A 22,609-nucleotide genomic window follows, 5' to 3' on the forward strand; every position below is an offset into this window, starting at 1 on the left:
ATACATTATGGCTCTGGCTTTTAGCTAACCCACGAAGGCGGAGGTCAGCACCTTTTGTGGGAGTCATATTGTCTATGCCACGGCTAAATGATGGATGTTATGAATCATTATATTTCAGAAAACCTAGTTAAGATTCTCGACTTATTATCGGGATGCTGGTCGATAAAACATTACCAACTAGTTCATCATGGCTGGGTATGCACAATCCAAAACTTGGATAACTGGCCAAAAGAAGCGCCTCTTCTCTTTTTTCTACATTCTGAACAAGGGTGTGTGAGAGTTTGCGAAAGCAATCAAGTGGATAGTAAGGTGTTTGCTGACAATCTTAGGGAGCCTGCAGAGATAGCGATGGTGATTAATCAGCATGTTTTATAACCAGCTACAGCGGATGGCGTCAGCTCGTTTTTGTACAAATAGCTACGTCACATGCGCGGTAACGCAAAGCGTTAAACAGGTAAGTGATGATCTATAAGCCAACAATGTGGACGAACCAAAGAAAGCTGGTGTTTTTCTGCTGCTTGGCGTTGTTGCCCGTGGCTATCGCTGGTTTTTACTTGGCGCTGGATAGAACGTTTACCAGTTTCCTGTTGACGCTTTCAATCGCTGGTCTGCTGTTTAGTCTTGCTAGTGCTGACGCCGTCAGTATCCATTTTAGCGATGGCATGGTTACGGTAGCTCGCAGCGGTATGGTAATGAATAACATCGAACTATCTTCAATTTTGCGTGTTGCCAAAGAGCAAAGAGGCCACATCAATGGTGTGTCTGTTGAGTGCACTGGTGACGTTATTCACTTTGTTCCGCTTTCTATGTTTAATGACGTTGAGCAAGATGAAATTGTTCAACGGCTAAGCAACGTATAGCCATCTAACGCACTGAATCGGCACTAGCTTGGGGAGGCCGCCGGCTTTTGCTGGCTGTGGTGATGTTTATGTTGCTAATGCCAGTTAGATTCCTCTTCCCGTCGCTCAAATACTATGTCTTTACCGTTGGTTAGCAGTTGTCTGATCCGCCAGGGGCGTCCTTGTTGATCTAACTCTACCAAGCCGATTCCGGTGTGACTCAGTAAGCGTCTGCCGCTGGGGATACCTTGTGGCTTACGTGGGATAATGCGCATTTTTCGTCGGCTGGTGAACCAGTTGAGGGGCGAACGGGGATGGTAGAGCCAGCGGTTTAGCCGATCCAGTTTATCCAATAACTTTTCCGGGAAGCTGTTACACAGACCGCTGCTGCAGATCTGCCAGATGTCAGGGCCGTGGCTGCTGCCACGTAGCTCGACATCGTAAACAAATGAGTAGTGCACATCGCCCGATAGGACAACGAAATTTTGTGGTGTTTTGCGATGCCGGAACACATTAAGAATACCGTTGGAGGTGCCGGGGTGAGCCATCCAGTTTTCAGCATCCACCAGCAATGGTTTGCCGAAAAAGGTAAATAGACGCTGGATCACTTCAATCAATTTCACGCCAAATATTGGCGCAGCAGATACCAATAGCACCGCGTTGTGGCCGCTCAAGCGGCGCTGCAGGTCGGTTAGCGCCTCCCAGTCTATGAGGCCCGACGGTTTATGGGCTGATGATTCTGAACGCCAGCGACGAGTACGGGTATCTAACACGACTAAGGGAGGTTCGGTCGGCCAATCGAAATCCCAGCCTGCAAACTCAAAAATCTGTTCGATTAACGCTTCATGCTGTTCGTTACCGGGTGCGGAGAGAGCCTCTTGTACCTCAGAGATAAGCTCGCTTGAGAACGCTTCAGGGCGGTTGCCCCACCCTTGATTAATCAGGTAGGCGATGAGGCCGTTACCGACGATGCGGCGGGAAAGCGGGTGATCATAAACGGCTTCTTCCCATTCGCGATTGAGGTTCCAGTCGTCGGTGACGTCGTGATCATCAAAGATCATCGCTACAGGCAGGTGCGCCATAACGCGACGCACCGCGCTTAATCCCGCCAAAAATGTCTCCAGCGTGGCTTGTTCTTGTAAATAGTTTTGTTGTTGTGATTCGGAAAGCTGCGCAGGCATCTCTGGCTTGGCGATCTGCCAGGGGGTTGGTGACCAAACCATCAGGTACATGGCGAGGTATTCGCCGAGGGTGATTAGGTGATTGTGGGCACTGTCGCTGGTAAATATAGGTTTACGAGAGCCAGCAAATAGCATCTCGAGTAACGATGCATTTTTTTCTACATTGGGTAGCAGCAGCTCACGATTATAGTAGCTGTCAGGATGGCTATAGAGATCGTCGCTGTCGTTGACTTGCGGGATCTCGCTGTTTTGGAGCCGTTCTTTAGGGAACTGCAGGGTTTGCAGCAGGCTGTGAATGTTGCGCAACATAGGTCCCGCCACATCATCTGCATAGATCTGGTCCCCTGACATCATCAGCAGCGCCGGCCAGCTAGATTGATTTTGCCAGGTTTGCTGTTGTGCGCTGTTGGCTGTGTCACTTAGCGGCTCACCCTTAGCGCTACGCGCGCAATGGGGGTGGCTGATATTCGCCGCCAGAAAACGGTTTGCTTTGAGCAGTCCGTCAGTACCTTGGTGATGGGGCTTGCGGCAGGAACCATGTAACAGAGCGCCTACCTGCGAGGGTAGAAAAAAACCGGGCATGGTTCTTTCTGGATAGCAAAGATCGGGTACAAGCTCGGTGATTGCTTGCCAGCGTTGCTCGCTGTCATCTTCTAACTTCAGTTCTAGTTGATAGTCGATCCATTGGTCTTGGGGCAGGGGATGTTCTAGTTCCAAACTAACGAGCAGGTAGTGCAGTTTGGGCGCAGCAGTGAGACAGATAAAGCTGTTGCTCTGGTCTGAGTCTCGACGATCTAATTGGTAGTGTTGTGCCGCTCTAGCTGCGGGAAACAGCGAGACCTTTAGTGCTACGGGGGCACTGACGGCAAGCCAAAATGTCAGACTGCTCGGCGTGATGCGACGCAGTATAGGTCCGGCAATGACCAAAGGGATATCGGCTGTCTCTGTCATACGGCTCTATCCAATTAACCCTGATTTTTTAGTGGGTTATTACTGTTTTACTGCCTTTAAATAAGCGGCAGACAGTAAGCATAGTCAATAGACAGAGTGTAAACAGGTGTGTATGCAACAGGTATTCACAAGGTGTGTGGTTAGACGCGCCGAAGTCTATCGGCGCGGTTGAACTTTATAGCTAGGTGCTTACGGCTATGGAAAGTCGAGCACCACGAGCAAGAGCTCTAGGTAAGAGTCGCTAGTGCTAATTTTGTTGCCGTGCCTAGCTTCGTTAACATTAAATTAAGTACAGATTTTATGAAGCTATAAGTCATCTTATCTACCGTAACCGTCGCTTTACCGGCAAAGTTGAGAATATGTCCGAGCAGTCCTTTGCAATCTTCAGCATACTCTTTGGATAGATTAGATATTTCAACCAGACTTCTGGCTAATACATCGTATAGAGTCAGCGTCCCACCTATCGCAGCTTGCGCCATGATGGCGGTCAATTGTCCTGACTTTCTAAGGAGGGTTAGCAAGGCTTCTCCAATTCTATCAGCCCAAACTGATGTGAAACTGGCGTGATGACGGTTTTCGTATTTCAAGCGCACCGCTTTAAAGTTGGCGGCAGAACCTTTCGCCATGCTCGTATAATCTTTATACGCTGATGCGGTTTCTAAATAACCAGGCGAATCTCCAGCTAAACAATGGGCTTTACCGGTTAAGTGCACGCAAGTACTTAACCGATATTCATCACCAGCATGGACAAAGGGCCATACAGGTACGAGCGGAATAGGATCGCTGCGATGGGTTGCTCTATAGACTCCCTGCAAACTACTTTCTGCAAGCGTTGCAAAGGACTTATATCCGACTCGCGGGGCACCAAACGTATATAGCTTTACGGGAACTTTATATCTTTTCTTTATCCAATTAGCCGCTAATTGGGCAAGGGCGCCACCTAAACTGTGCCCAACACAGTGTATAGGCTTATTTCCCATTTTATCGAGTAGCCCTGCGAGTTGCTTTTTGATCGAGTTGAACGTGCGATTAAAGCCGGCATGAACTGCTTGGAAATTGGGACCGACGGTGGTACCGCAGTGGAGGTCAGTTAAGGTATCCGCCATCCCGGCTGTGCCACGAAAAGCGATAACTATTTCGCCTTTGTAGTGACCTTCGTTTCGACCTACACCAACAAAACCAAAACCGGTGAAGTGATTCAACGTATGTTCAGCGACAGTGCCACTGATACCATGTAGTGTGGAGGCCTTGGCGTTGAACATAAACTGTTTGCTTATGTTTGCGGCAGCTTTAATTCCGTTTTTGTTATCTTTAGGAATATTTTTACTTTTGTAGGCAAAATCTGCTAGATCAACAGCAAGTTTCGGGCTTAGGGTATTCATTTTCAATCCTTTGATAATGTTTCAATTTTTTGTACAAAAGAACTCTGTTCCGTCGTCTTCTATCACATATATTTCAAAATCATTTTCCCATCGGCAAATGCTAGTCGCATCATATTCTCGATTGGGATTGCTGTGATTGGGGAAAGTAAAGTTGACTTCGTTTGAGCTAAGATCACAGATGAGCGTACCCAGTTTTTCGCTGTATTCAGGCAAAGCCTTTATTCCTGATAGGTCAGCTTCCCATAAGGTGTAGTCAAGATCTTCGTGCGTAGTGGTAATCTTTTGTTGAGTTCGGCTTACTGTAAAAATATCACCAGGAAGCTTTGAGCGAATAGTTACCTCAGGAAACGAAAACCGTCCATCGCTGTCAGTTTCTGTGGTATCTACGCGCTCAATCTCATCAATGTAATAGAGCCACCGTTTAACGGGGACTCCACTTATAGGTTTGTCATGCAGCGTAATGCGTCCCTGGACCACCGGACACAAATGAACATCGTACTTTTTTAATAACCCAAACATCCCGGCGTGAGCCTCCGTAATATAAATCGAGAAATCAGCAATGGGAGTTGGCAACAGGGGAGGGACGTATAAAACGCATAGCGGAGATACCTGCGCTGTCCCTGGCACATACTGACAATACCCTTTCCTTAGGTGGCTCAATTAAAGCGCATGATTTTGAACTTTTCAACTGTAATTATTTGCGGAGCTAGGTAGGTCTCTACTGTATGAAAAGTAAGTGATAGTTGTTGGAACCATGAGATGCTGTTGGTGTTAAGACGGTTTCACAGCCTTGATTTTCTGCCAACGCTTCACTCCCCACCACCAACCTAGGCCAATGAACAGTAGCGCGATACCTATCCAGGGCGGAATACTGGTTAGGGTTTGTTCGGTAAATTTTTCAACAATGCGGCCAATTTTAGCCAGCCGCTGATGGTTGTATGCGATAACGGCGGTGACGGTGGCAATGACCAAAGTGAAAGGCAGCCATGCTGGGCAGGGTGCACGGTTGAGCAGCCAAAGGAACAGGCGATAGGCTAATAGCGCGACGACGATGCCGCCAATCATGTCGGCCACCAGATGTTGCTTCACCAACACGGTTGAGGCGATGATCAAACAGGGGATCGGCAGTATTATCCAAAACCAATTTTTGTGGTGGCGGGCGAATATCAAAAACGCAAACAGGTTTAATGACACGTGTAAGCTGGGAAAGTTATTAAAACGGGTGTCGTTTTCCTGCTGGAAACGGGTGAGTTTAGACAGGCCATCTGCGCCCATGGCGATAGTTTTATCCATCGCCACCGGAAAGGTTTTGAAGATAAGAAAGCTGATACTGAGGATCAGAAAAAAACAGCAGGTGCCCCAGTAAAATTCTTGTTTCCGTTTTAGGGTAAAACAGGGCGAAAAAACAAACAGATACCCGAGCATATAAAAGATGATAAAGACGGGCAGCTGTGGCAACCAAGCATCCAATGCGGTGGCTGCATCATAAATGGTGGTGTCTGCTCCGTGCCGTTTAGCCCAGGAATAGCCCATCTCGAAATAGATAAACATCAGCACCGCAACCACGCAACGCAACCAAAAACGGGGGGATTCATCACCAAGCAGTTTGGCGCTCAGAGTTACGGGCAAAGCATCTACCTTGGGCTGCGAATGATTGGGGGCGTTGTTGTCCATGCTACAAATACTGAGTCTCTTGAACCGATAGGTAAAACTAATTGATGGTCACGCTATGGGATTTTGCCCATGGTTTCAATTTGTTGTTGCACAGTTTTGCTATTTATCCGTTGACCCTTGCGTTACTCCAAGGTCTATAATTAGCCTTGTTATCATCATGGTGCCACCTACTTATGTCACTGCTACGCCTCTACAGCACGGCAAAATTGTCTGCGTACTTTGCGCTTGGCAGCTTGTTGTTTTGCATCTTGCTGGTGTGTAGTCACTTGGGTAGCATGGCGTTGCCAACCTCCGCGTTGGCGGCGCACACGTCACACGCCTCTATCAACGCTGGCCCTCAGCATCATTCCGAGCCGCTCGCCTTCGCAGGTAAGCATGCTGGACGCAGTATGTCCGATACGGCGCAGAGCCATGCTGAACACGATTGTTGTGGTCAGAACGAAGCTGATCATAGTTTGGTTAAGTGGGTCACCAGCGTTCTGTTACTGCTGGCTGTGGCGGGATTAGTGTGGGCAACGACGCGGTTGTTTAAGCGATTGTCTCCGTCGCTCTCACTATTTTCTCAATACCTCAAGCCTGACCCTCCTGGCGGGTATCCACCGCTCTATCTGCAGGTTCAACGCCTGCGTAATTAACTCTTTCACTCTAAATTCGGTCTATCAGCAGATAGCCCACCACCTATTGCGATGTTTTTTGGAGTGAGTGATGAATATTAAGATCCTGTTAGCCATTTTTGGTTTTGTGTTAGTCGGTGCGGCTGCCACTGCCTATCTGTATGTCCCGCATACGTTCGATAGACTGTTTTCCCTCGATAGCCCTAGCCATGTAGAGCCGGCATTGCCGGGTCTCGACGGTGACCATACGGGCCACGCCCAGATGCAGCATGATGGCCCTCTGGACCCTATTGCGATTGCGCCCTTGGGGAGTGCTAGCCCCGCGATTAAATATGTGTGTCCGATGCATCCACAGATTGTGCAGGATGAACAGGGGCACTGCCCGATCTGTGGTATGTCGCTGGAACCCGTGGAAGTGGGGGCGGCCGCTCAAGAGGTTTCGGTGAATGTGGCTGGAGGTATGCAGCAGGCGCTGGGGCTGCGGACAGAAGCTGTGACCGCCGATGATACCTTATGGCGCTATGTGCGGGCACTCGGCTCCGTAGAGTATGACCAGGATGCGATCCACCATATTCACCCGCGCATGACCGGCTGGGTGGAGTCGGTCAGTGTGGTCAGCGAAGGGGACTATGTTAAAAAAGGTCAGAAGCTGTTTGATATCTATTCGCCGGAACTGGTGAATGCGCAAGATGACTATCTGCTAGCGCGTAACGTGCTGAGCGAAAAAGGTCGAAATGGTGACGACCTGTTGCGACGGGCTAGATTACGTCTTGAACTATTGGGGATCTCGGATAAGACGATTAAACAGTTAGAGAAGCGCGGCAAGAGTTTTTATAGAGTGCCGTTTTATGCGCCATACGAGGGGATGGTGAGCAAGCTCGAACTGCGTGAGGGGATGTTTGTAGAACCCGGCAGTACACTGATGGAGCTTGTGGATCTGTCACGGGTGTGGGTGCTGGCAGATGTGTTCGAGAATGAGCAGAGCTGGCTGGAAGTGGGGCGGCCAGCGGAGGTCACGGCATCGGCACAAGGCTTATTCGATATTGAAGGGCATATTGATTACATCTATCCAGAATTAGACGCCACCACCCGCGCGATGCGGGTGCGCGTGGTGTTGGATAATCCTGAGCAGAAGTTGCGGCCGGGCACACTAGTCGATGTTGAGCTATTTGGTGGGCCGAAACGCCAGTTGTTAACCGTGCCAACCGAAGCGTTGATCATGACTGGGCGAGAGAATCGCGTGGTGGTGCAGCGAGATGACAATAGCTTTGCGTCGGTGACGGTAAAACTTGGCATGATCAGTCAGGGACGGGCCGAGGTTCTGGAGGGGCTTCAAGCAGGAGATCGTGTTGTTGTTTCCGGGCAATTCCTACTTGACTCCGAAGCCAGTATTCAGGGCAGTCTGCAGCGTTTGAGCGGCAGCAATGCTGGGCAAACAGCGGCCGACCCCCATGCTGGCCATGGTCACTAGGGGGCGCGAAGATGCTAGATAAAATCATTAGCGCATCACTGCGCCAACGTACCATGGTATTGGTGGTGACAATCATTGTGGCGCTGTTTGGCTATCAATCGATGCGCACCACGCCGTTGGATGCACTGCCTGACCTGTCTGATGTGCAGGTGATCATTAAAACTTCCTATCCTGGGCAACCGCCTGAATTCGTTGAAGATCAAATCACCTATCCGCTTTCCTCCGCCATGTTGGCTGTGCCAGGAGCGCGAACGGTGCGTGGTTTTTCTATGTTTGGCGATTCCTATGTCTATGTGATTTTTGAAGATGGCACAGATATCTACTGGGCTCGAAGTCGTGTGCTGGAGTATCTCTCACAGATGCAGGGGCGCTTGCCTGCGGGGATTACACCGCAGCTAGGGCCGGATGCGTCTGGTGTTGGCTGGGTATACCAATATGCGCTGGTCGACCGCAGTGGCAGTCACGACTTGGCGCAGTTGCGGTCGTTACAGGATTGGTACCTGAAACTGGAACTGCAAAGCGTGGCTGGTGTGTCGGAGGTAGCGACCATTGGCGGGATGGAGCGAGCCTATCAGATCGTGGTCGATCCTCATAAGCTGGCACTTTATCAATTGGATCTGCAATCGGTAAATGCTGCGCTGCAAAGTGCGAATGCGTCGGTGGGTGGCTCGGTGCTGGAGATGGCGGAAGCCGAATACATGGTGCGTTCTGACGGCTATCGGCAAACCCTTGATGACTTTGCCGAGATCCCTTTGGGGATCCTGTCCGACACCGGCAGTCCTGTGCTGATGAAAGATGTCGCTGATATTCGTATTGGCCCGGCAGCGCGGCGTGGTATCGCTGAGTTGGATGGCAAAGGCGAAGTGGTTGGCGGCATTGTGGTGATGCGTTATGGCGAAAATGCGCTGGATACCATTGCACGGGTAAAAGCGAAACTGGCGGAGCTGGCACCGGGTTTACCTCCTGGTGTGGAGGTAGTGGATACCTATGATCGGTCGCAATTGATCCTTGATTCGGTGGATAACCTGAAAAGCAAAGTATTCGAAGAGATGCTGGTGGTGGCCTTGGTATGCCTGCTGTTCCTGTTGCATGCTCGTTCGACGTTGGTGGCGGTGATCACCTTGCCGCTGTCGATACTTATCAGTTTCATCATCATGGGTTGGATGGGGGTAAATGCCAATATCATGAGCCTAGGGGGCATCGCCATCGCCATCGGCGCTGTGGTTGATGCTGCCATTGTGATGGTGGAGAACGCCCACAAACACCTGGAGCATTACCACACTAAGCATGGCAAGCCGCCTTCAGGTGAAGCCCACTGGCAATTGATCAGAGAGGCGTCTGTAGAAGTGGGACCCGCGCTGTTTTTCAGCCTGCTGATCATTACCCTCAGTTTTATTCCGGTGTTTGCATTGGAAGCGCAAGAGGGACGCTTGTTTCATCCCTTGGCGTTTACTAAAACCTTTGCTATGGCGGCCTCTGCTGTCTTGGCGATCACCCTGATCCCAGTTCTTATGGGTTATTTCGTTCGTGGCAAGATCCCGCCAGAGAGCAAGAATCCACTGAGTCGCCTGTTGATTGCTGGTTATCGACCCTTGCTTAAGGCGGTACTGCGGTGCCCGAAGGTCACCCTGTTTTTGGCGCTGTTGGCGCTCGCCAGCGCTTGGTATCCGCTCAGTAAAATGGGGTCGGAATTTATGCCGGAGTTGGCTGAGGGCGATCTCTTGTATATGCCAACAACATTGCCATCGCTGAGTGCTGGGAAAGCGGCTGAGTTGCTGCAACAAACAGATAGGTTGATTAAAACCGTGCCTGAAGTGGCCAGAGTATTTGGCAAAGTGGGGCGGGCAGATACCGCCACCGATCCGGCACCGTTAACCATGTTGGAAACCACCATCATGCTTAAACCTCGCGACGAATGGCGTGAAGGAATCACTATCGAAGGGGTGATTGAGCAATTACAGCAAACAGTGAAGGTACCGGGGATCACCAATGCCTGGGTACAGCCAATTAAAACCCGTATCGATATGTTGTCGACGGGCGTTAGAACGCCAGTGGGGATCAAGATTTCCGGCGACAATGTGGCACAACTGGAGGAGATCGGTGAGCAAGTGGAAGCCTTGTTAGCAGCCATGCCCGGTACCCTGTCGGCATTTGCCCAGCGCAGCGGTGGTGGCCGCTATATCGATATTGAACCGGATCTGCATGCCGCAGCTCGTTACGGCATGACCCTGGCCGATATTCAGGATGTGGTAAAGATGGCGATCGGCGGTATGACGGTGGCAGAGTCGGTACAAGGGCAAGAGCGTTATCCGATTAATATCCGCTATCCACGCGCGCTTAGGGACAATATCGAAAACGTGCGGCGTTTGCCGGTGATGACCAAAACTGGGAAATATGTGCCGTTGATGAATCTGGCTGATATCTCTCTCAGCGATGGCCCGCCCATGCTTACCAGTGAGAATGGCCGCCTGATCAGTTGGGTTTTTGTTGATATTCAAGATATGTCGATCGGGGATTACATAAAGCACGCCCGAGAGCGACTTAATGAGCAGTTACTCCTACCCGCGCGATACAGCATTAGTTTCGCTGGTCAATATGAGTATATGCAGCGTGTTGAAGCGAGAATGACGCTGGTGATCCCGATGGCGTTGGCGGTGATTTTTCTGCTCCTGATGATGACGTTTAATTCGATGACTCAAGCGTCGGTGATCATGTTGAGCTTGCCTTTTGCGCTGGTGGGCAGTGCTTGGTTTTTGCACTACCTGGACTACAACTTGTCGGTGGCTGTTGCCGTGGGAATGATCGCTTTGGCAGGGGTGGCGGCGGAGTTTGGCGTTGTGATGCAGGTTTACTTGAACAACAGCATCAAAGCTCATCGTCAGCGAGGGGCGTTCAACTGTAAGCAAGATTTGGTGAACGCTTTGATGGAAGGCGCGGTGATGAGGATCAGGCCAAAGGCGATGACGGTGGCTACTATCTTTTTCGGCTTGTTGCCGATTATGTGGGGCGCTGGGGCAGGGAATGATGTAATGCAGAAGATCGCAGCGCCAATGATTGGCGGCATGATCACTGCGCCGCTGTTGTCGCTGTTTGTTATTCCGGCTGTCTATTTGCTGTTATATGGCCGAAGATTGCCAACGATGACATGAGCGGGGTTGACCTTCCCTCCATTGTAACCCCGATTCGTTTGATTGAATTTAGGTGAATTGAAAGTAACTACATTTAAAGTCTTTTATGTAGTTGCTTTTTTATCCACTGCTATTAATTATTAAACTTGAGATCCACACTTAAATTTACTCACGTTTAACCTGTGAACCTTTCGTTCTGCACTGTTATCTATAATTACGAGTTCATTAGCTATTACTTCAAAGCTGAAATCATACATCCAGTCTAATTCTTCTATTTGTGTTAACTCATAACGATGCCAAGGTAATGGACACTTTAAGTAAAAGTAGTGCTGTGCCGTGCCCATAGCACCTGGATCCGCGGTGTAAACATAAATGGAGCGACCCTCATATACTTGCTCTTTGTGCACATGTGAGGAGTCTGAGGAGATGCTTGAAAATAATATACCTAAGGAAAGCAGTGGGATCTGTACTGCTGCCAATAAATACCCCGATACAATGAAACCTCTGCTGACTATGACATTGTTTAACGTTTCTTTAATGGTTTTTGTTTTTGCGATCAATAAATATACAGAAAATACAATGAGGAATAGTTTTATAATTCTTAACTTATCTGTCAGTTCATGCATAAACATGGGTGATTTTATTTTTAACCCCCAAAGAGTGCCTGCAAACCAACTTTCAAGTAATGGAAACAATAAACAAGATAGGATTAAAATTATTAGATAAGGTGATTTTTTAATAGTATTTGTCAATGTGCCAGTTCCTTTTAGCCGTTCTGCGAGTTAAAGTTTTTCCTAATGCAAATCTGTTATTTCCGTTGCTGTTGGGTGTTTAATCGAAATTAAGCCTCTGATAGCGGGGACTTCACTTTTATCGCTTTTATATCATATAGGATGACTAGTCGTTTGTACTGCGCACGCAGCCTTTTCCTGCGCTTTTTGCCGCATACACGCCTTGGTCAGCCAGTTTTATTAGCGCTTCGTAGCTGTCAGTTTTTGTTGTTCGTGATGCCACGCCAACACTGATGCTGCCATGCCAAGGTGAACTGCCTGTAGAAACTCGCAACTCAGACACAGTTTGACAGACGATTTCGGCGATATTCATTCCGCCCTGATGATCTGTATTAGGGCAGATAACGAAGAACTCATCACCACCGAGACGGCACACCAGGTCATCATTGCGAAATGATTGTTTCAGTGTGGTAGCCAGAGCTTTTAAAACCTTATCACCAGCATCGTGGCCACAGGTGTCATTGATCGCTTTAAAGTGGTCAGCATCAATCATGATGCATACCAACGGAGCATCATGTTCTATGGCATGCTGCCAGCTTTGCGCGAGAAAGCCCATGGCGTGACGACGGTTAGGCAATCCAGTCAAGGTATCTGTTAACGATAGCTCTTCTAGGTGCCGGTTGGCCTGATGGAGCTCTTCTGTTCGTTGCGCCACTTTCTCTTCCAGCGAGTCGTTTAGCTGTTTTAACTCCCGGTTTCGTAACGATACCTGCTCAAATAGGCCGTCGAGTGCTTTTAGCAGCGGTGCGGTTTCACTATTTTTTTCTCTTTTAAGTTGCTCATAAGCTTGCTGGGGCGCTAACCCTTCCTCTATGGCTTTCATCTGTCTGGCCATAAATTGGTCTTCGCCAAGTATGTGGTAGGCCAGCCAATGAATGAGAAACTGCAGCAGGCGCTCTGCTTCTTGGATGTTGTCTTGAGTGACTTCGGTGTAAATAGCGTTGACTTCGTTGAGAAACTGGCCATGAACCAAGTGATGGTGGGCTATGTATTCAGGAATAAGCTTTGCTTCCTGCATCAGCGACTCTTCAGATTGAAAGTGCTCAATGGCGTAGCTAGAGAGTTGATTGTATAGCTTGTCAACATCCTCAATATCGATGACATCATCAGTTAACAAATTGCCAAACTGGTTGATTGTTTCGACCAACTGGTAGTGCTGCGTGTCTACTTCAGGAACGTGAGTGACAAAATGCTGATCCCAGTGAAACGATTTCATCTTTAACTATCTCGTTTTCATTTCAATGCTGAAAAAGCTGAACTACTTTTTCAGCATATCTTTTAGGTTGGCGAATGGGTTGTGGGTCGCGCTTTTTTCTTGCAGCTCTTCGCCGGCTTGCACGCGGGTACCGTAGGTGTCGGCTTCGGTGTACTTCTCGTGTTCATGATCATGGCAGAACAAGCACAACAGTTCCCAATTTGAGCCATCGCTGGGGTTATTGGTGTGGTCGTGATCGACATGGTGTACGGTCAATTCACGCAGGTTAGAGTATTGAAATTCACGTGCGCAGCGGCCACAGACCCACGGGAACAGCTTTAACGCTTTATCACGGTAGCCTTGCTCTTGCTGAGCATAGTTTTTAGGGATGATTGCCACGATATTCTTCTCCGACCACGTTTTTGCTGAGTATACCTGTGTTGGGCGGGTATCGGATCAGCAGGCAAGCTGACCAGTTCACATTTCTAAGATTGGCTTTGCTGCTTGTGCGACAAAGGTGATGGCCGTGTTACTGAGTGCTACTTTGTGGCTGTTGCGGAAAGCTAAGCTTGCGCACTTGCTCTAGCTCGATGGTGACTCTCGCGATATCCCCGTGTTGTAAAAACTCGGCAAGTAGCGGAATCGCTAATACTTCAAAGTTATGCTTGGTATCCCGGTCAAAATACTGTGAAATCCCAGACGCACTTTTTAATAGCTCGGCGCCAGCCTGAATGAAGCGATCGTCACTGTGAATGCTGTTGCTATTGGGTGACAAGTAGCCTAGCTCGCCATTAAGTTTTGACTGTACTTCTGGCCTTGCCATGTAACGAATAAATGCCTCTGCATTCTGTCGTTGGTCGGTGTTCGCTGCGATCATAAATACTTCCATCGGTGCTTCTTCTGCTCTAGCGATGCTGGCTATCTTGGGGAAGGGCATAAAACCAATATTATCAATGATATGTTGCGGCCACTTTGGCGCGACAAAGTTACCTATGAGCGTAAATGCGGCCTGTTGATGATAGAGGAGGGGAACAACTTCGTCCCAGTCGAAATCACTCGTAGCAGGGTTAAATAGATCGGCATCAATCAGTTGCTTCCAGTACTCAAAGACGGCAATAACTCGCTTATCCCGAAATGAGATCTTGCCGTTTAGTAGCTGTTGGTGAAAGGCCAAGCCATTCACTCGCAAATTGATATAGTCAAACCAAGCCGCCGCAGGCCACTGATGCTTGGTTCCGATAGCTAAAGGAGTGATACCGTCGCGCTTGATACGGGCACAGATCTCGATGAACTGCTCCCAAGTTTCAGGGGGAGGGCCATAGCGTTCTAGCAACGACTTATTGTAATAGATCCCCCAGTGATAGTAGGAAATCGGCAACGCATAAACTTCACCTTTGTCCTCGACGGCGTGTTTTACCTTGCTGAATTGGCTATCTAAACCCTCTGCGTTCCACAACTCGGTTAACGGATGAAGCACACCTTGGCGACTGAAAAAATAAAGCCTTTCGGATGCTTGCCAGTGGAGTATGTCTGGTGTGTCTTTCCCGGCGATCAGCCATTGAGTGAGCATGTATTTGTATGCCGCGTCTTTTTTTAACACGGCTTTGACTGCTATTCCTGTTTCTTTGCTAAAGTCAGCAAATACTGTTTCATAAGTTGACCGCTGGTTTGGTGTCAGTAGCACTGACACCGTCAAGGGATCTGCAATGGCAACACTCACTGTCAGTGATAGAAGAAGTAAGATAAGTTTACGCATGTCGCTCCATTGTGCCCGCTCTCCCTGTTCTGTTTAGGTTATGACTTCTTACACTTTGCAGGAACGTCTGCATGTTTTAGCCAGTTTGATGGAACCTGTATTGCCATTATAGTTGCGCGAGCATACGGTGTACTCGGTGCCTCAGTCACACTCATAAGTTCGCAGCTAAGGGTCATCTTTTTCCCTGACACGTTTTCAACTTTGGCGACCAATTTGATCGCTTCGTCTATCGGTGTTGGCGCTAAATACTGAATGCTGAGCTCTCCGGTAACGTACCAGATCGGTTGTCCTTGGCCTATTTCTCTGCCAGCTAATGCATAAGCGTGAGCCATCGCTGTGCAGATGCAATGGCAGTCAATGAGGGTGGCAATGATGCCGCCATTAACAAAGCCTGTTGGGCCAGCACATTGATGTGGTTGGGGCAGGTAAACGCATTCGCTGCTGCCATCGTCACGCCAATAGCTTTTTAGCCTTAGCCCTTCGCTGTTTTGCGGACCGCAACCAAAACAATGATTGTGTGGGATAAGATCCTGAAATGCTGGCTTCATCGAAAAACCACTTACTGAGTCATATCAGTTCAGCGTAGCAGGAGAATTCTGCCTCGTTGTTTTCACCAATAATAAAGAGTGTAAGGGGCGTTGTTAGTTGCATGCCAAAGGAGTCAGCATTACGACCCCTTTGGCTAACAAGCACTCAGTTAACGGCGGCCTTCGATCCGGAGTGCATTGGGCACAAAGGTGCGGTCATCTAAGGTGACCGAAAAATCGCAAACCTGTTCCTGGTTATCCAAACCGACGGCGACATAGCGGCGCGCATTGAGATCGTGGAAAACATCTAATGTTGTCCACACTGTCGGTACTTCGTAGTAATTAATGCTGTGTGCCATAGCCACTCGGAACAGGGTCTCACTGTCGTCATAAAGATCGGCGACCACGATCTGCCAGCTGTCTTCATCCAGATAGTAAACACGTTTGCTGTATGTATGGTAATACTCTGGTTTCAAGTTCGCTTCGACGACCCAAACCCGGTGTTTTTCATAACGGACTAACTCGGGGTTGATATGACCGATAAATAAAATATCTTCGTCGCTCAGTTTGTCTGAGTGGAGCTTGTAACTGTTGTAGGGGATTAACATCTCCTTTTTGCCTTTGAGTGTCCATTGAAACTTGTTGGGGGCACCGTTATACATGTCGAAATCGTCACTGGTACGTAAACCGTCGCTCATACGTCCTGGCGTGTCATAGGCGACGCTGGGCTCGCGCTTTACCCGGCGTTTGCCAGGTTCATAGCTCCACGACTGACGGGGCTCATATGTCTGATCCAAGGTTTCATGTACCAGCAGAGATGAACCTGCTAAGCGAGCTGGTTGTATGACATCTTGTTTAAACTTGAATAGGATATTTTGATCTGTCAGCTGTTCAGGGCTGGCATCGTTTTGAGCATATATAAACTTAACCTGCTCTTGGGTCTGGATCATCGTGTATTGACCGCTCTCGGTTGGTATAGCCATGGTGCCTGAACGCTTCACGTTTTCTCCACGGAAGCGAACAATATGGTTCCAGATCGCTTCCAAGCCGTTCTCTGGCGTTGGAAATGGCACACCAATGGCTGCGCCCCGAATACCATTGCCGTCGGGAAGCAGCTCAGCATTAGCATCATTTTGCTTACTCCATTGATATATGTTTTCCGGATAGGACGCACTGCGACGAGTCGGGTAAACCATCATGGCAAAGGTGGCGGGGTAGGTATCGAACATCGCCTTTTGGCCATCACTAAGTAGGTGGCCATATTGATCGAAATTCTCTTCTGTCACCGTATAAATGGGCACATCTTCGGCAAATGGATCTGGATGAAAATCTCCCGTTTTGTAGTTTTTGGGCACGGTGAGTATGCCGCCGCTCCAAGCAGGGATTGAACCATCTGCGTTTCCTGATTGTTGTGCGCCGATCGGCGTTAGTTTCAATGCTTTCCCTGTCTCTTTACTGTCCAAAGTTTGTGCGGCAGTGGTGGCGAGGGCTGCGGGACTGATGATTAAACAAAGAACAGTACAAATAGAGCAACTGAAGTTGATATGAGTGTTCATGGTCTGATCCTCTCTCATGAACGTGGTTAACCAATATGGTTGTGTTTGACTAGGTCTGTCAGTTAACTGATTGCCATAGTCACCCTGCTGCCCGCATTTGCATCAGGTTTTAAAGGTTATCCATAACCGTTACCCGAAAAGCCACGCGTGGCAGACTTGACTACTTTTTGTGTGCGTGATGACAGCAGCAGGGCGAAAACATTGAGCAGAAAAAATAGCGATTCTGCTGCTCTGTATTCGCTTGCTGTTTCTACGACTGGCTCACCAAACAATGCCTGATGAGCGAAAGTGGATCCCATGAGTCAGAGCGCACCTGTGTTAGGTCGACTGACTGCGTGCGAAGAGCCAAGCGAAAAGAGATGGCCTGACTAATAAGTGAGCTAAGTATGTACCTTATTAGAGGGGGGTGCGAATAAAATTTATTTACATTTGTAACCGTGCTTCGTTATTCGTTGTTAAATAAAACAATGGGTTAGTTGTATTTGTGCTGTTTTTTTAGATCAAATAGCTCCCATCTATAAGATTATTCCTTATCAGCGACCAGCTTGCTTACCTTCTTCTTAACTCGGCAAGCACTATCGAGATAGCTTTCTTGCTATCACCACTAATAAGGTGACCTTCTCTGTGAGAAATCTTATCGTTACTTGTGTTAAAAACCTGCCTTGTATCTGGCATTCTCTGCAAACAGGGTATGGTCATCAACATGCACATCCACCAGCAATATTTCGTTGAGGGTGATAAATATTCCAAAGGTCTTACAGAGTTTGAGGCTATTTGTGTCGCGATAGATGGGCGATACGACCATGCGTTGTTGCTTTATTCGCTGCAGGGCGATCAGTGTTGGGAAGTAGGGACGATGACTCCAATTATAGCCAATACACTCGTTGCAGGTTTCAATACCTGATTCTGTGACTTCAAAATTTGCTGAGCGTTGAGTCCCCCCTGAATCACAAAGGTAGTAGCGCGCTACGCCCAGTGCGCGAAGGCGTTCGGCATCGATAGTGGTTGGGCGATTTGCCATCACACTGCTGCGCAGGCGATAGACAGCGTCTTTCACTTCAATGTTATGCATCATCGTATCCGACAGTCGGATCGTTTTGCGGGAAAGATATGTTTTACGCAGCGTCGACATCTGTTCGTGGCAGCTCTGCTTGGCTAGCAAACCCGGCGCGGCAGGTTGAAATAACCAGCCTTGCATATAGTGAGCACCACATTCTAAGCCAAAATGGAACTCATCCTCGCTTTCTACCCCTTCGCAAACGATGCGACTGCCAGCGCGTTGAGCCAGTGTGGTGACAGAGAGAGCAACGTCGGCATGGGCACCGCCTTTAGCGGCCTGTTTGAATAACTGCATATCTAATTTAATGATGTCAGGTTGCAGTTCGATGATGCGATCAACCTGTGATGCCCCAGCGCCAAAATCATCGATAGCGATCTTCATTCCTGCCTGATGGTAGGATTTTACCAACCGTTTTAACGCTTCAATATCTCCCCCTTGCTCTGTTATTTCAATAATCACACGGGATGGGTCAATACCTAGCTTTTCGACCATGGCGACGGTCATACTGGTGTGCTGGCTAGATAGATGTTGCAACCATTCGGGAGAGATATTGAGGGTGATAAATCCGGCGTCTGACTGCTGCGCAAACAGGGTTAACGCTTGTTGCCGAAGATAGCGGTCGATCGTTAGTTTATTGGGGAAGCTTACCGTTGGATCGCTAAATAGCGGCCCGGCACTGATCATCTTGCCATCTCTGTTTTTAGTGCGGGCTAATGCTTCGTAGCCCGCTATTTCACCGCTGGCGACATGGACAAAAGGTTGGTACCAAGGAAAAAAGTGCTCCGGATGGAGCTGATGCCATGGGTCAGCTTGATAAGCCGACGGGCTTAGGGAGTAATTAACGGCTGTGTTTGGCATAACGGCGGCTCCTGCTGATTTTTGCATCAACCATTCCTTGGTGAATTAGTGAAGTACAGGCAAGCCAATGCATAACGTATGCCACATGCCTTTAATATATACTTTGCAGTTATCATCAGATCCAGATCGATGTCCGCAGGAAAAGTGTGACAATAAGTCGATTAATAATTATCCAGAACTGAACCAGAATGAGCCAGTTGCACCACTCTCGCTCAGAAGGCTTCACTGATATATCCCTATTGGGATAGTGGTTTTTTTACCGATTTGAACACAAGAGGAGTTGTGCATGCCCCATCTAAGGTTTCGTGGCGTGAGTGAGCAAGCTATTCAGAATATGAGTCAAGCTTTGGTCGATGATCTTTCGCAGCTACTTGGCAGTGGCCGTGACCATTTCACATTGGAGTGCGTGTCGTCGAGTTTTATATTTGATGGTGACAAGGTTTCTCCTGAGCCAATGGTGGAGGTGCTTTGGTTTCCTCGACCACAGACGGTACAGGATCAGTTTGCTCATCTAGTTACGCAAGCGCTACGTGATCAGGGGGAAACGCAAGATATCGCGGTGTTTTTTCAAGTGCTATCAGCCGAAGCTTACTATGATAATGGCGAACATTATTGAGCTGTCTTAATCGCCGTTCTAGCTAAGAGAAAGGGTAAGACCAAACGCCGCTGCACCAGCGGCGTTTTATTTGCCTTACATAGGGCCGTTTACTAATGGCTCAGCGCAGAATCATGGGATGACTTGACTGGCTTAGTTTGAGTCGTCTGTTTGTGCTCTTTGCAGCAACCCGCTAAATGCAGCCATTCATCGCCATCAGCTAAAATCACAAACTGTTCACCACGTAGGGTTTTGATCTCTGCGGCAACGGTGACCTGTTTTTGAAAAATCGCCAAATAGATAGCCAACGGGATCCCCATGACGGTGAGAGCCAATACCAAGCTCATCATTATTTGTCGGTGGGTGCGGCGCTCATCTCTGCTGATGAGGCTCAGATGGCAAATGTCTTCAGGAATACGAATACGACGGTGGCATAAAAATCCATCACTCACCTCGATGGCAGTGGATTCTTTTGGCATGTTTCGGTTCGACATGTGACTCGCCAGACCGGTAAAGTCACCAGATACAATGTTCATAGGCGTCCCAGCCCTGTTTTTTTTCTACCCCCAGTATGGTTCATCAGCCAAGTAGCGGCTAATAAAAAGTGTAAAAAACTGATGCTTTTTTAATCTAACGCATTAACAGCTTTTTATGATGCGGTCTATCCCATCATTAGTCGCTGGCCGCTATCTCATACAGCTTGTAAATCGCACCTTACAACACTGCGTCCTGCTATCCGGCCCTGGTTACATGACACCTTGCGCTAATGCCTTACATTTACGTAAAGGTAAACTTTTGCTGTTAAGTGAGTGGCGCACTCACCAAGCAACCGTGGAGGTGGAATGACCGAGGCAGGATATACAACGGCCGCGCGCACCAGTGAATTTGCGTTTGTCGCTCAAGAATCGTTAGCGATACCTATGTTCAGTGTGCTGGCGCAAGATGGCACTGCCTGTTGTGGGGCGGATCTCTCCGTGGTGGAGCAGACGGTAGCATTAAGGATCTATCAAGCCATGTTGTTCACCCGCGTATTAGATGAGCGCATGGTGGCGGCTCAGCGGCAGGGGCGGATCAGTTTCTATCTCACCTCTACAGGTGAGGAAGCCGCTAGTGTTGCCAGCGCCGCCGCGTTATCTGATCAGGATATGTTGATGGCGCAGTATCGTGAGCAGGGGGCGTTGGCTTTGCGTGGGTTCAGCAGTGAGCAGTTCATGAATCAACTGTTCAGCAACGAATTGGATCTTGGGAAGGGGCGGCAGATGCCTGTTCATTATGGCTGCAAAGCGTTGCACTACATGACGGTATCATCGCCGCTGGCCACGCAGATCCCGCAAGCGGTTGGCTACGCGTATGGCCAAAAGCTGGCTGCTGGTGAACATGTCACTCTTTGCTACTTCGGTGAGGGAGCAGCTTCTGAGGGCGACTTTCATGCGGCGCTAAATTTTGCTGCCGTATTGCGTGCCCCAGTGATCTTCTTTTGTCGTAATAATGGCTATGCCATCTCGACGCCAGCGGAAGAACAATACGCCGGTGATGGCATCGCCGCTCGAGGTGTTGGTTATGGCCTGCAGACTATACGCGTTGATGGTAATGATGCCTTAGCGGTTTATCTTGCAACGCAAAAAGCCCGTGCCTACGCCATAGAACATTGCGCTCCGGTGTTAATCGAGGCGATGAGTTATCGCCTGGGCGCTCACTCCACTTCTGACGACCCGTCTGGGTATCGCTCGAAAGATGAAGAACAAAAGTGGCGTGAATATGACCCGCTAGTTCGTCTGCGTGCCTGGTTATACCGCCAGCAATGGTGGAGCGAAGCAGAGGATAAGGCGTTAGATGAATCTCTGCGCGCTGAAATGTTAGCGGCGATGAAAGTGGCGGAGAAGATCCCAAAACCGAAACTGCGGGAACTAGTAACGGATGTTTACGATACCCCCAGTGTCGAATTGCGACGTCAGCAAGAGGATCTTGAGCAGCACCTGAAGCGTTATCCAGAGCATTATCCAAGAACAGCAGGGAGAGCATAACGATGCAGATGAACCTGCTGCAAGCAGTTAACAACGCCTTGGATCTGGCGATGGCGAGTCAGTCGAAAATGATCTGTTTTGGCGAGGATGTGGGCCACTTCGGTGGGGTATTTCGCGCCACCAGTGGTTTACAGGAAAAATATGGCCGGGAGCGTTGCTTTAACACGCCGTTGTGCGAGCAGGGGATCATTGGCTTTGCTAATGGTTTGGCGGCGCAAGGCAGCGTGGCTGTCGCCGAGATCCAGTTCGGCGATTACATTTTCCCTGCTTTTGACCAGATAGTGAATGAGTCGGCGAAGTTCCGCTATCGTTCCGGCAACGAGTTTAATGTTGGTGGCCTAACGATCCGTACCCCTTATGGTGGTGGTATTGCCGGTGGTTTGTATCACTCGCAATCACCTGAAGCCTATTTTACCCACACGCCGGGGTTGAAAGTGGTGGTGCCGCGAAACCCTTATCAGGCGAAAGGCCTGCTGCTGGCAGCGATCCGAGATCCCAACCCGGTGTTGTTTTTAGAGCCGAAACGGATCTATCGGGCATCGGTGGGGGAAGTGCCGGAAGGCGATTATGAGCTGCCGTTAGGTAAAGCCGAGTTGGTGCGGGAGGGCTCCGATGTGACCTTGCTGGCTTGGGGCGCGCAGATGGAAGCAATAGAAAAAGCCGCAGAATTGGCGCAAGCCGAAGGTATTAGTTGCGAAATTATTGACCTGCGCAGCCTGCAGCCGTGGGACGCAGATACTGTTTGCGACTCCGTCATAAAAACGGGTCGCTTGGTGGTGAATCATGAGGCTCCGCGGACCTCAGGTTTTGGTGCTGAGATTGTGGCGACCGTGCAGGAGCGCTGTTTTCTGCATCTGGAGTCGCCGATCACCCGTGTCACCGGTTTGGATACGCCTTTTCCTCTGGTTCATGAAACTGAATATATGCCAGACCATTTAAAAACCTTTGAAGCGATTAAGCAGGCTGTCCGCTTCTAAATCTGACAACCCATAACAAAAAGAATAACG

The 22,609-nt window shown here is 49.0% G+C and carries 19 protein-coding genes; 7 read left to right on the forward strand and 12 right to left on the reverse strand.

Translation table 11 applies throughout. The annotated features are described in order from the left end of the window. The first annotated feature begins 461 nt into the window (after positions 1-461). Entirely contained in the window at positions 462-860 is a 399-nt protein-coding gene (locus tag EZV61_RS15975) for a hypothetical protein (protein ID WP_131416927.1), read from the forward strand. Positions 861-934: 74 nt separating this feature from the next. Here EZV61_RS15975 and EZV61_RS15980 read toward each other — a convergent pair whose 3' ends face one another. The 4 genes from EZV61_RS15980 to EZV61_RS15995 form a co-directional block, all read right to left on the reverse strand. Beyond that, positions 935-2,971, reverse strand: a complete 2,037-nt coding sequence (locus tag EZV61_RS15980; RefSeq protein WP_131416929.1) for a metallophosphoesterase family protein — start codon at positions 2,969-2,971, stop codon at positions 935-937. A gap of 227 nt (positions 2,972-3,198) precedes the next feature. Then, positions 3,199-4,353, reverse strand: a complete 1,155-nt coding sequence (locus tag EZV61_RS15985) for a lipase family protein (protein ID WP_131416931.1) — start codon at positions 4,351-4,353, stop codon at positions 3,199-3,201. A 21-nt stretch (positions 4,354-4,374) separates the two neighbouring features. After that, positions 4,375-4,872 (reverse strand): DUF6795 domain-containing protein, encoded by a 498-nt coding sequence (locus EZV61_RS15990; protein WP_131416933.1) that lies wholly within the window; start codon positions 4,870-4,872, stop codon positions 4,375-4,377. A gap of 252 nt (positions 4,873-5,124) precedes the next feature. After that, complete coding sequence (locus EZV61_RS15995) at positions 5,125-6,027, reverse strand: phosphatase PAP2 family protein (protein WP_131416935.1); 903 nt, start codon at positions 6,025-6,027, stop codon at positions 5,125-5,127. Between the two features lie 173 nt (positions 6,028-6,200). On the opposite strand from EZV61_RS15995, the gene EZV61_RS16000 reads away from it, so the two are divergent. From EZV61_RS16000 to EZV61_RS16010, 3 genes are all read left to right on the forward strand, one after another. Continuing rightward, the gene (locus EZV61_RS16000) at positions 6,201-6,662 is read left to right on the forward strand and encodes a hypothetical protein (protein ID WP_131416937.1); all 462 of its coding nucleotides are present in this window, start codon (positions 6,201-6,203) and stop codon (positions 6,660-6,662) included. Between the two features lie 70 nt (positions 6,663-6,732). Then, on the forward strand, positions 6,733-8,112 hold the full coding sequence (locus EZV61_RS16005) for an efflux RND transporter periplasmic adaptor subunit (protein ID WP_131416939.1): 1,380 nt from the start codon (positions 6,733-6,735) through the stop codon (positions 8,110-8,112). 11 nt (positions 8,113-8,123) lie between these two features. After that, a complete protein-coding gene (locus EZV61_RS16010; RefSeq protein WP_131416941.1) occupies positions 8,124-11,261 on the forward strand; it encodes an efflux RND transporter permease subunit in 3,138 nt (1,045 codons plus the stop codon). Between the two features lie 119 nt (positions 11,262-11,380). On the opposite strand, the gene EZV61_RS16015 is transcribed toward EZV61_RS16010, so the two are convergent. From EZV61_RS16015 to EZV61_RS16045, 7 genes are all read right to left on the reverse strand, one after another. Beyond that, complete coding sequence (locus EZV61_RS16015) at positions 11,381-11,992, reverse strand: hypothetical protein (protein ID WP_131416943.1); 612 nt, start codon at positions 11,990-11,992, stop codon at positions 11,381-11,383. A gap of 145 nt (positions 11,993-12,137) precedes the next feature. After that, positions 12,138-13,247, reverse strand: a complete 1,110-nt coding sequence (locus EZV61_RS16020) for a GGDEF domain-containing protein (protein ID WP_131416945.1) — start codon at positions 13,245-13,247, stop codon at positions 12,138-12,140. Positions 13,248-13,289: 42 nt separating this feature from the next. Continuing rightward, positions 13,290-13,625: a YajD family HNH nuclease gene (locus EZV61_RS16025; protein ID WP_131416947.1), complete on the reverse strand. Its 336-nt coding sequence runs from the start codon at positions 13,623-13,625 to the stop codon at positions 13,290-13,292. A 130-nt stretch (positions 13,626-13,755) separates the two neighbouring features. Further along, complete coding sequence (locus tag EZV61_RS16030) at positions 13,756-14,982, reverse strand: ABC transporter substrate-binding protein (protein WP_131416949.1); 1,227 nt, start codon at positions 14,980-14,982, stop codon at positions 13,756-13,758. A 38-nt stretch (positions 14,983-15,020) separates the two neighbouring features. Next, positions 15,021-15,530 carry a PaaI family thioesterase gene (locus EZV61_RS16035; protein ID WP_131416951.1) on the reverse strand — a complete coding sequence of 170 codons (510 nt, stop codon included), beginning with the start codon at positions 15,528-15,530 and terminating at the stop codon, positions 15,021-15,023. Positions 15,531-15,679: 149 nt separating this feature from the next. Continuing rightward, positions 15,680-17,065: a DUF1329 domain-containing protein gene (locus tag EZV61_RS16040; protein ID WP_131416953.1), complete on the reverse strand. Its 1,386-nt coding sequence runs from the start codon at positions 17,063-17,065 to the stop codon at positions 15,680-15,682. 649 nt (positions 17,066-17,714) lie between these two features. Then, the gene (locus EZV61_RS16045; protein ID WP_131416955.1) at positions 17,715-19,010 is read right to left on the reverse strand and encodes an EAL domain-containing protein; all 1,296 of its coding nucleotides are present in this window, start codon (positions 19,008-19,010) and stop codon (positions 17,715-17,717) included. A gap of 259 nt (positions 19,011-19,269) precedes the next feature. Between EZV61_RS16045 and EZV61_RS16050 the strand changes: the two genes are divergently transcribed. Beyond that, complete coding sequence (locus tag EZV61_RS16050) at positions 19,270-19,599, forward strand: DUF1904 domain-containing protein (RefSeq protein WP_114337944.1); 330 nt, start codon at positions 19,270-19,272, stop codon at positions 19,597-19,599. Positions 19,600-19,691: 92 nt separating this feature from the next. Here EZV61_RS16050 and EZV61_RS16055 read toward each other — a convergent pair whose 3' ends face one another. Continuing rightward, positions 19,692-20,114, reverse strand: a complete 423-nt coding sequence (locus tag EZV61_RS16055; RefSeq protein ID WP_114337945.1) for a hypothetical protein — start codon at positions 20,112-20,114, stop codon at positions 19,692-19,694. Positions 20,115-20,420: 306 nt separating this feature from the next. Here EZV61_RS16055 and EZV61_RS16060 point away from each other — a divergent pair, with 306 nt between their 5' ends. Then, a complete protein-coding gene (locus tag EZV61_RS16060; protein WP_114337947.1) occupies positions 20,421-21,602 on the forward strand; it encodes a thiamine pyrophosphate-dependent dehydrogenase E1 component subunit alpha in 1,182 nt (393 codons plus the stop codon). Between the two features lie 2 nt (positions 21,603-21,604). Further along, complete coding sequence (locus tag EZV61_RS16065; RefSeq protein WP_131416958.1) at positions 21,605-22,579, forward strand: transketolase C-terminal domain-containing protein; 975 nt, start codon at positions 21,605-21,607, stop codon at positions 22,577-22,579. The last annotated feature ends 30 nt before the right edge of the window (positions 22,580-22,609 follow it).

The sequence above is a fragment of the Corallincola luteus genome, from assembly GCF_004336975.1.
Classification (GTDB): domain Bacteria; phylum Pseudomonadota; class Gammaproteobacteria; order Enterobacterales; family Neiellaceae; genus Corallincola; species Corallincola holothuriorum.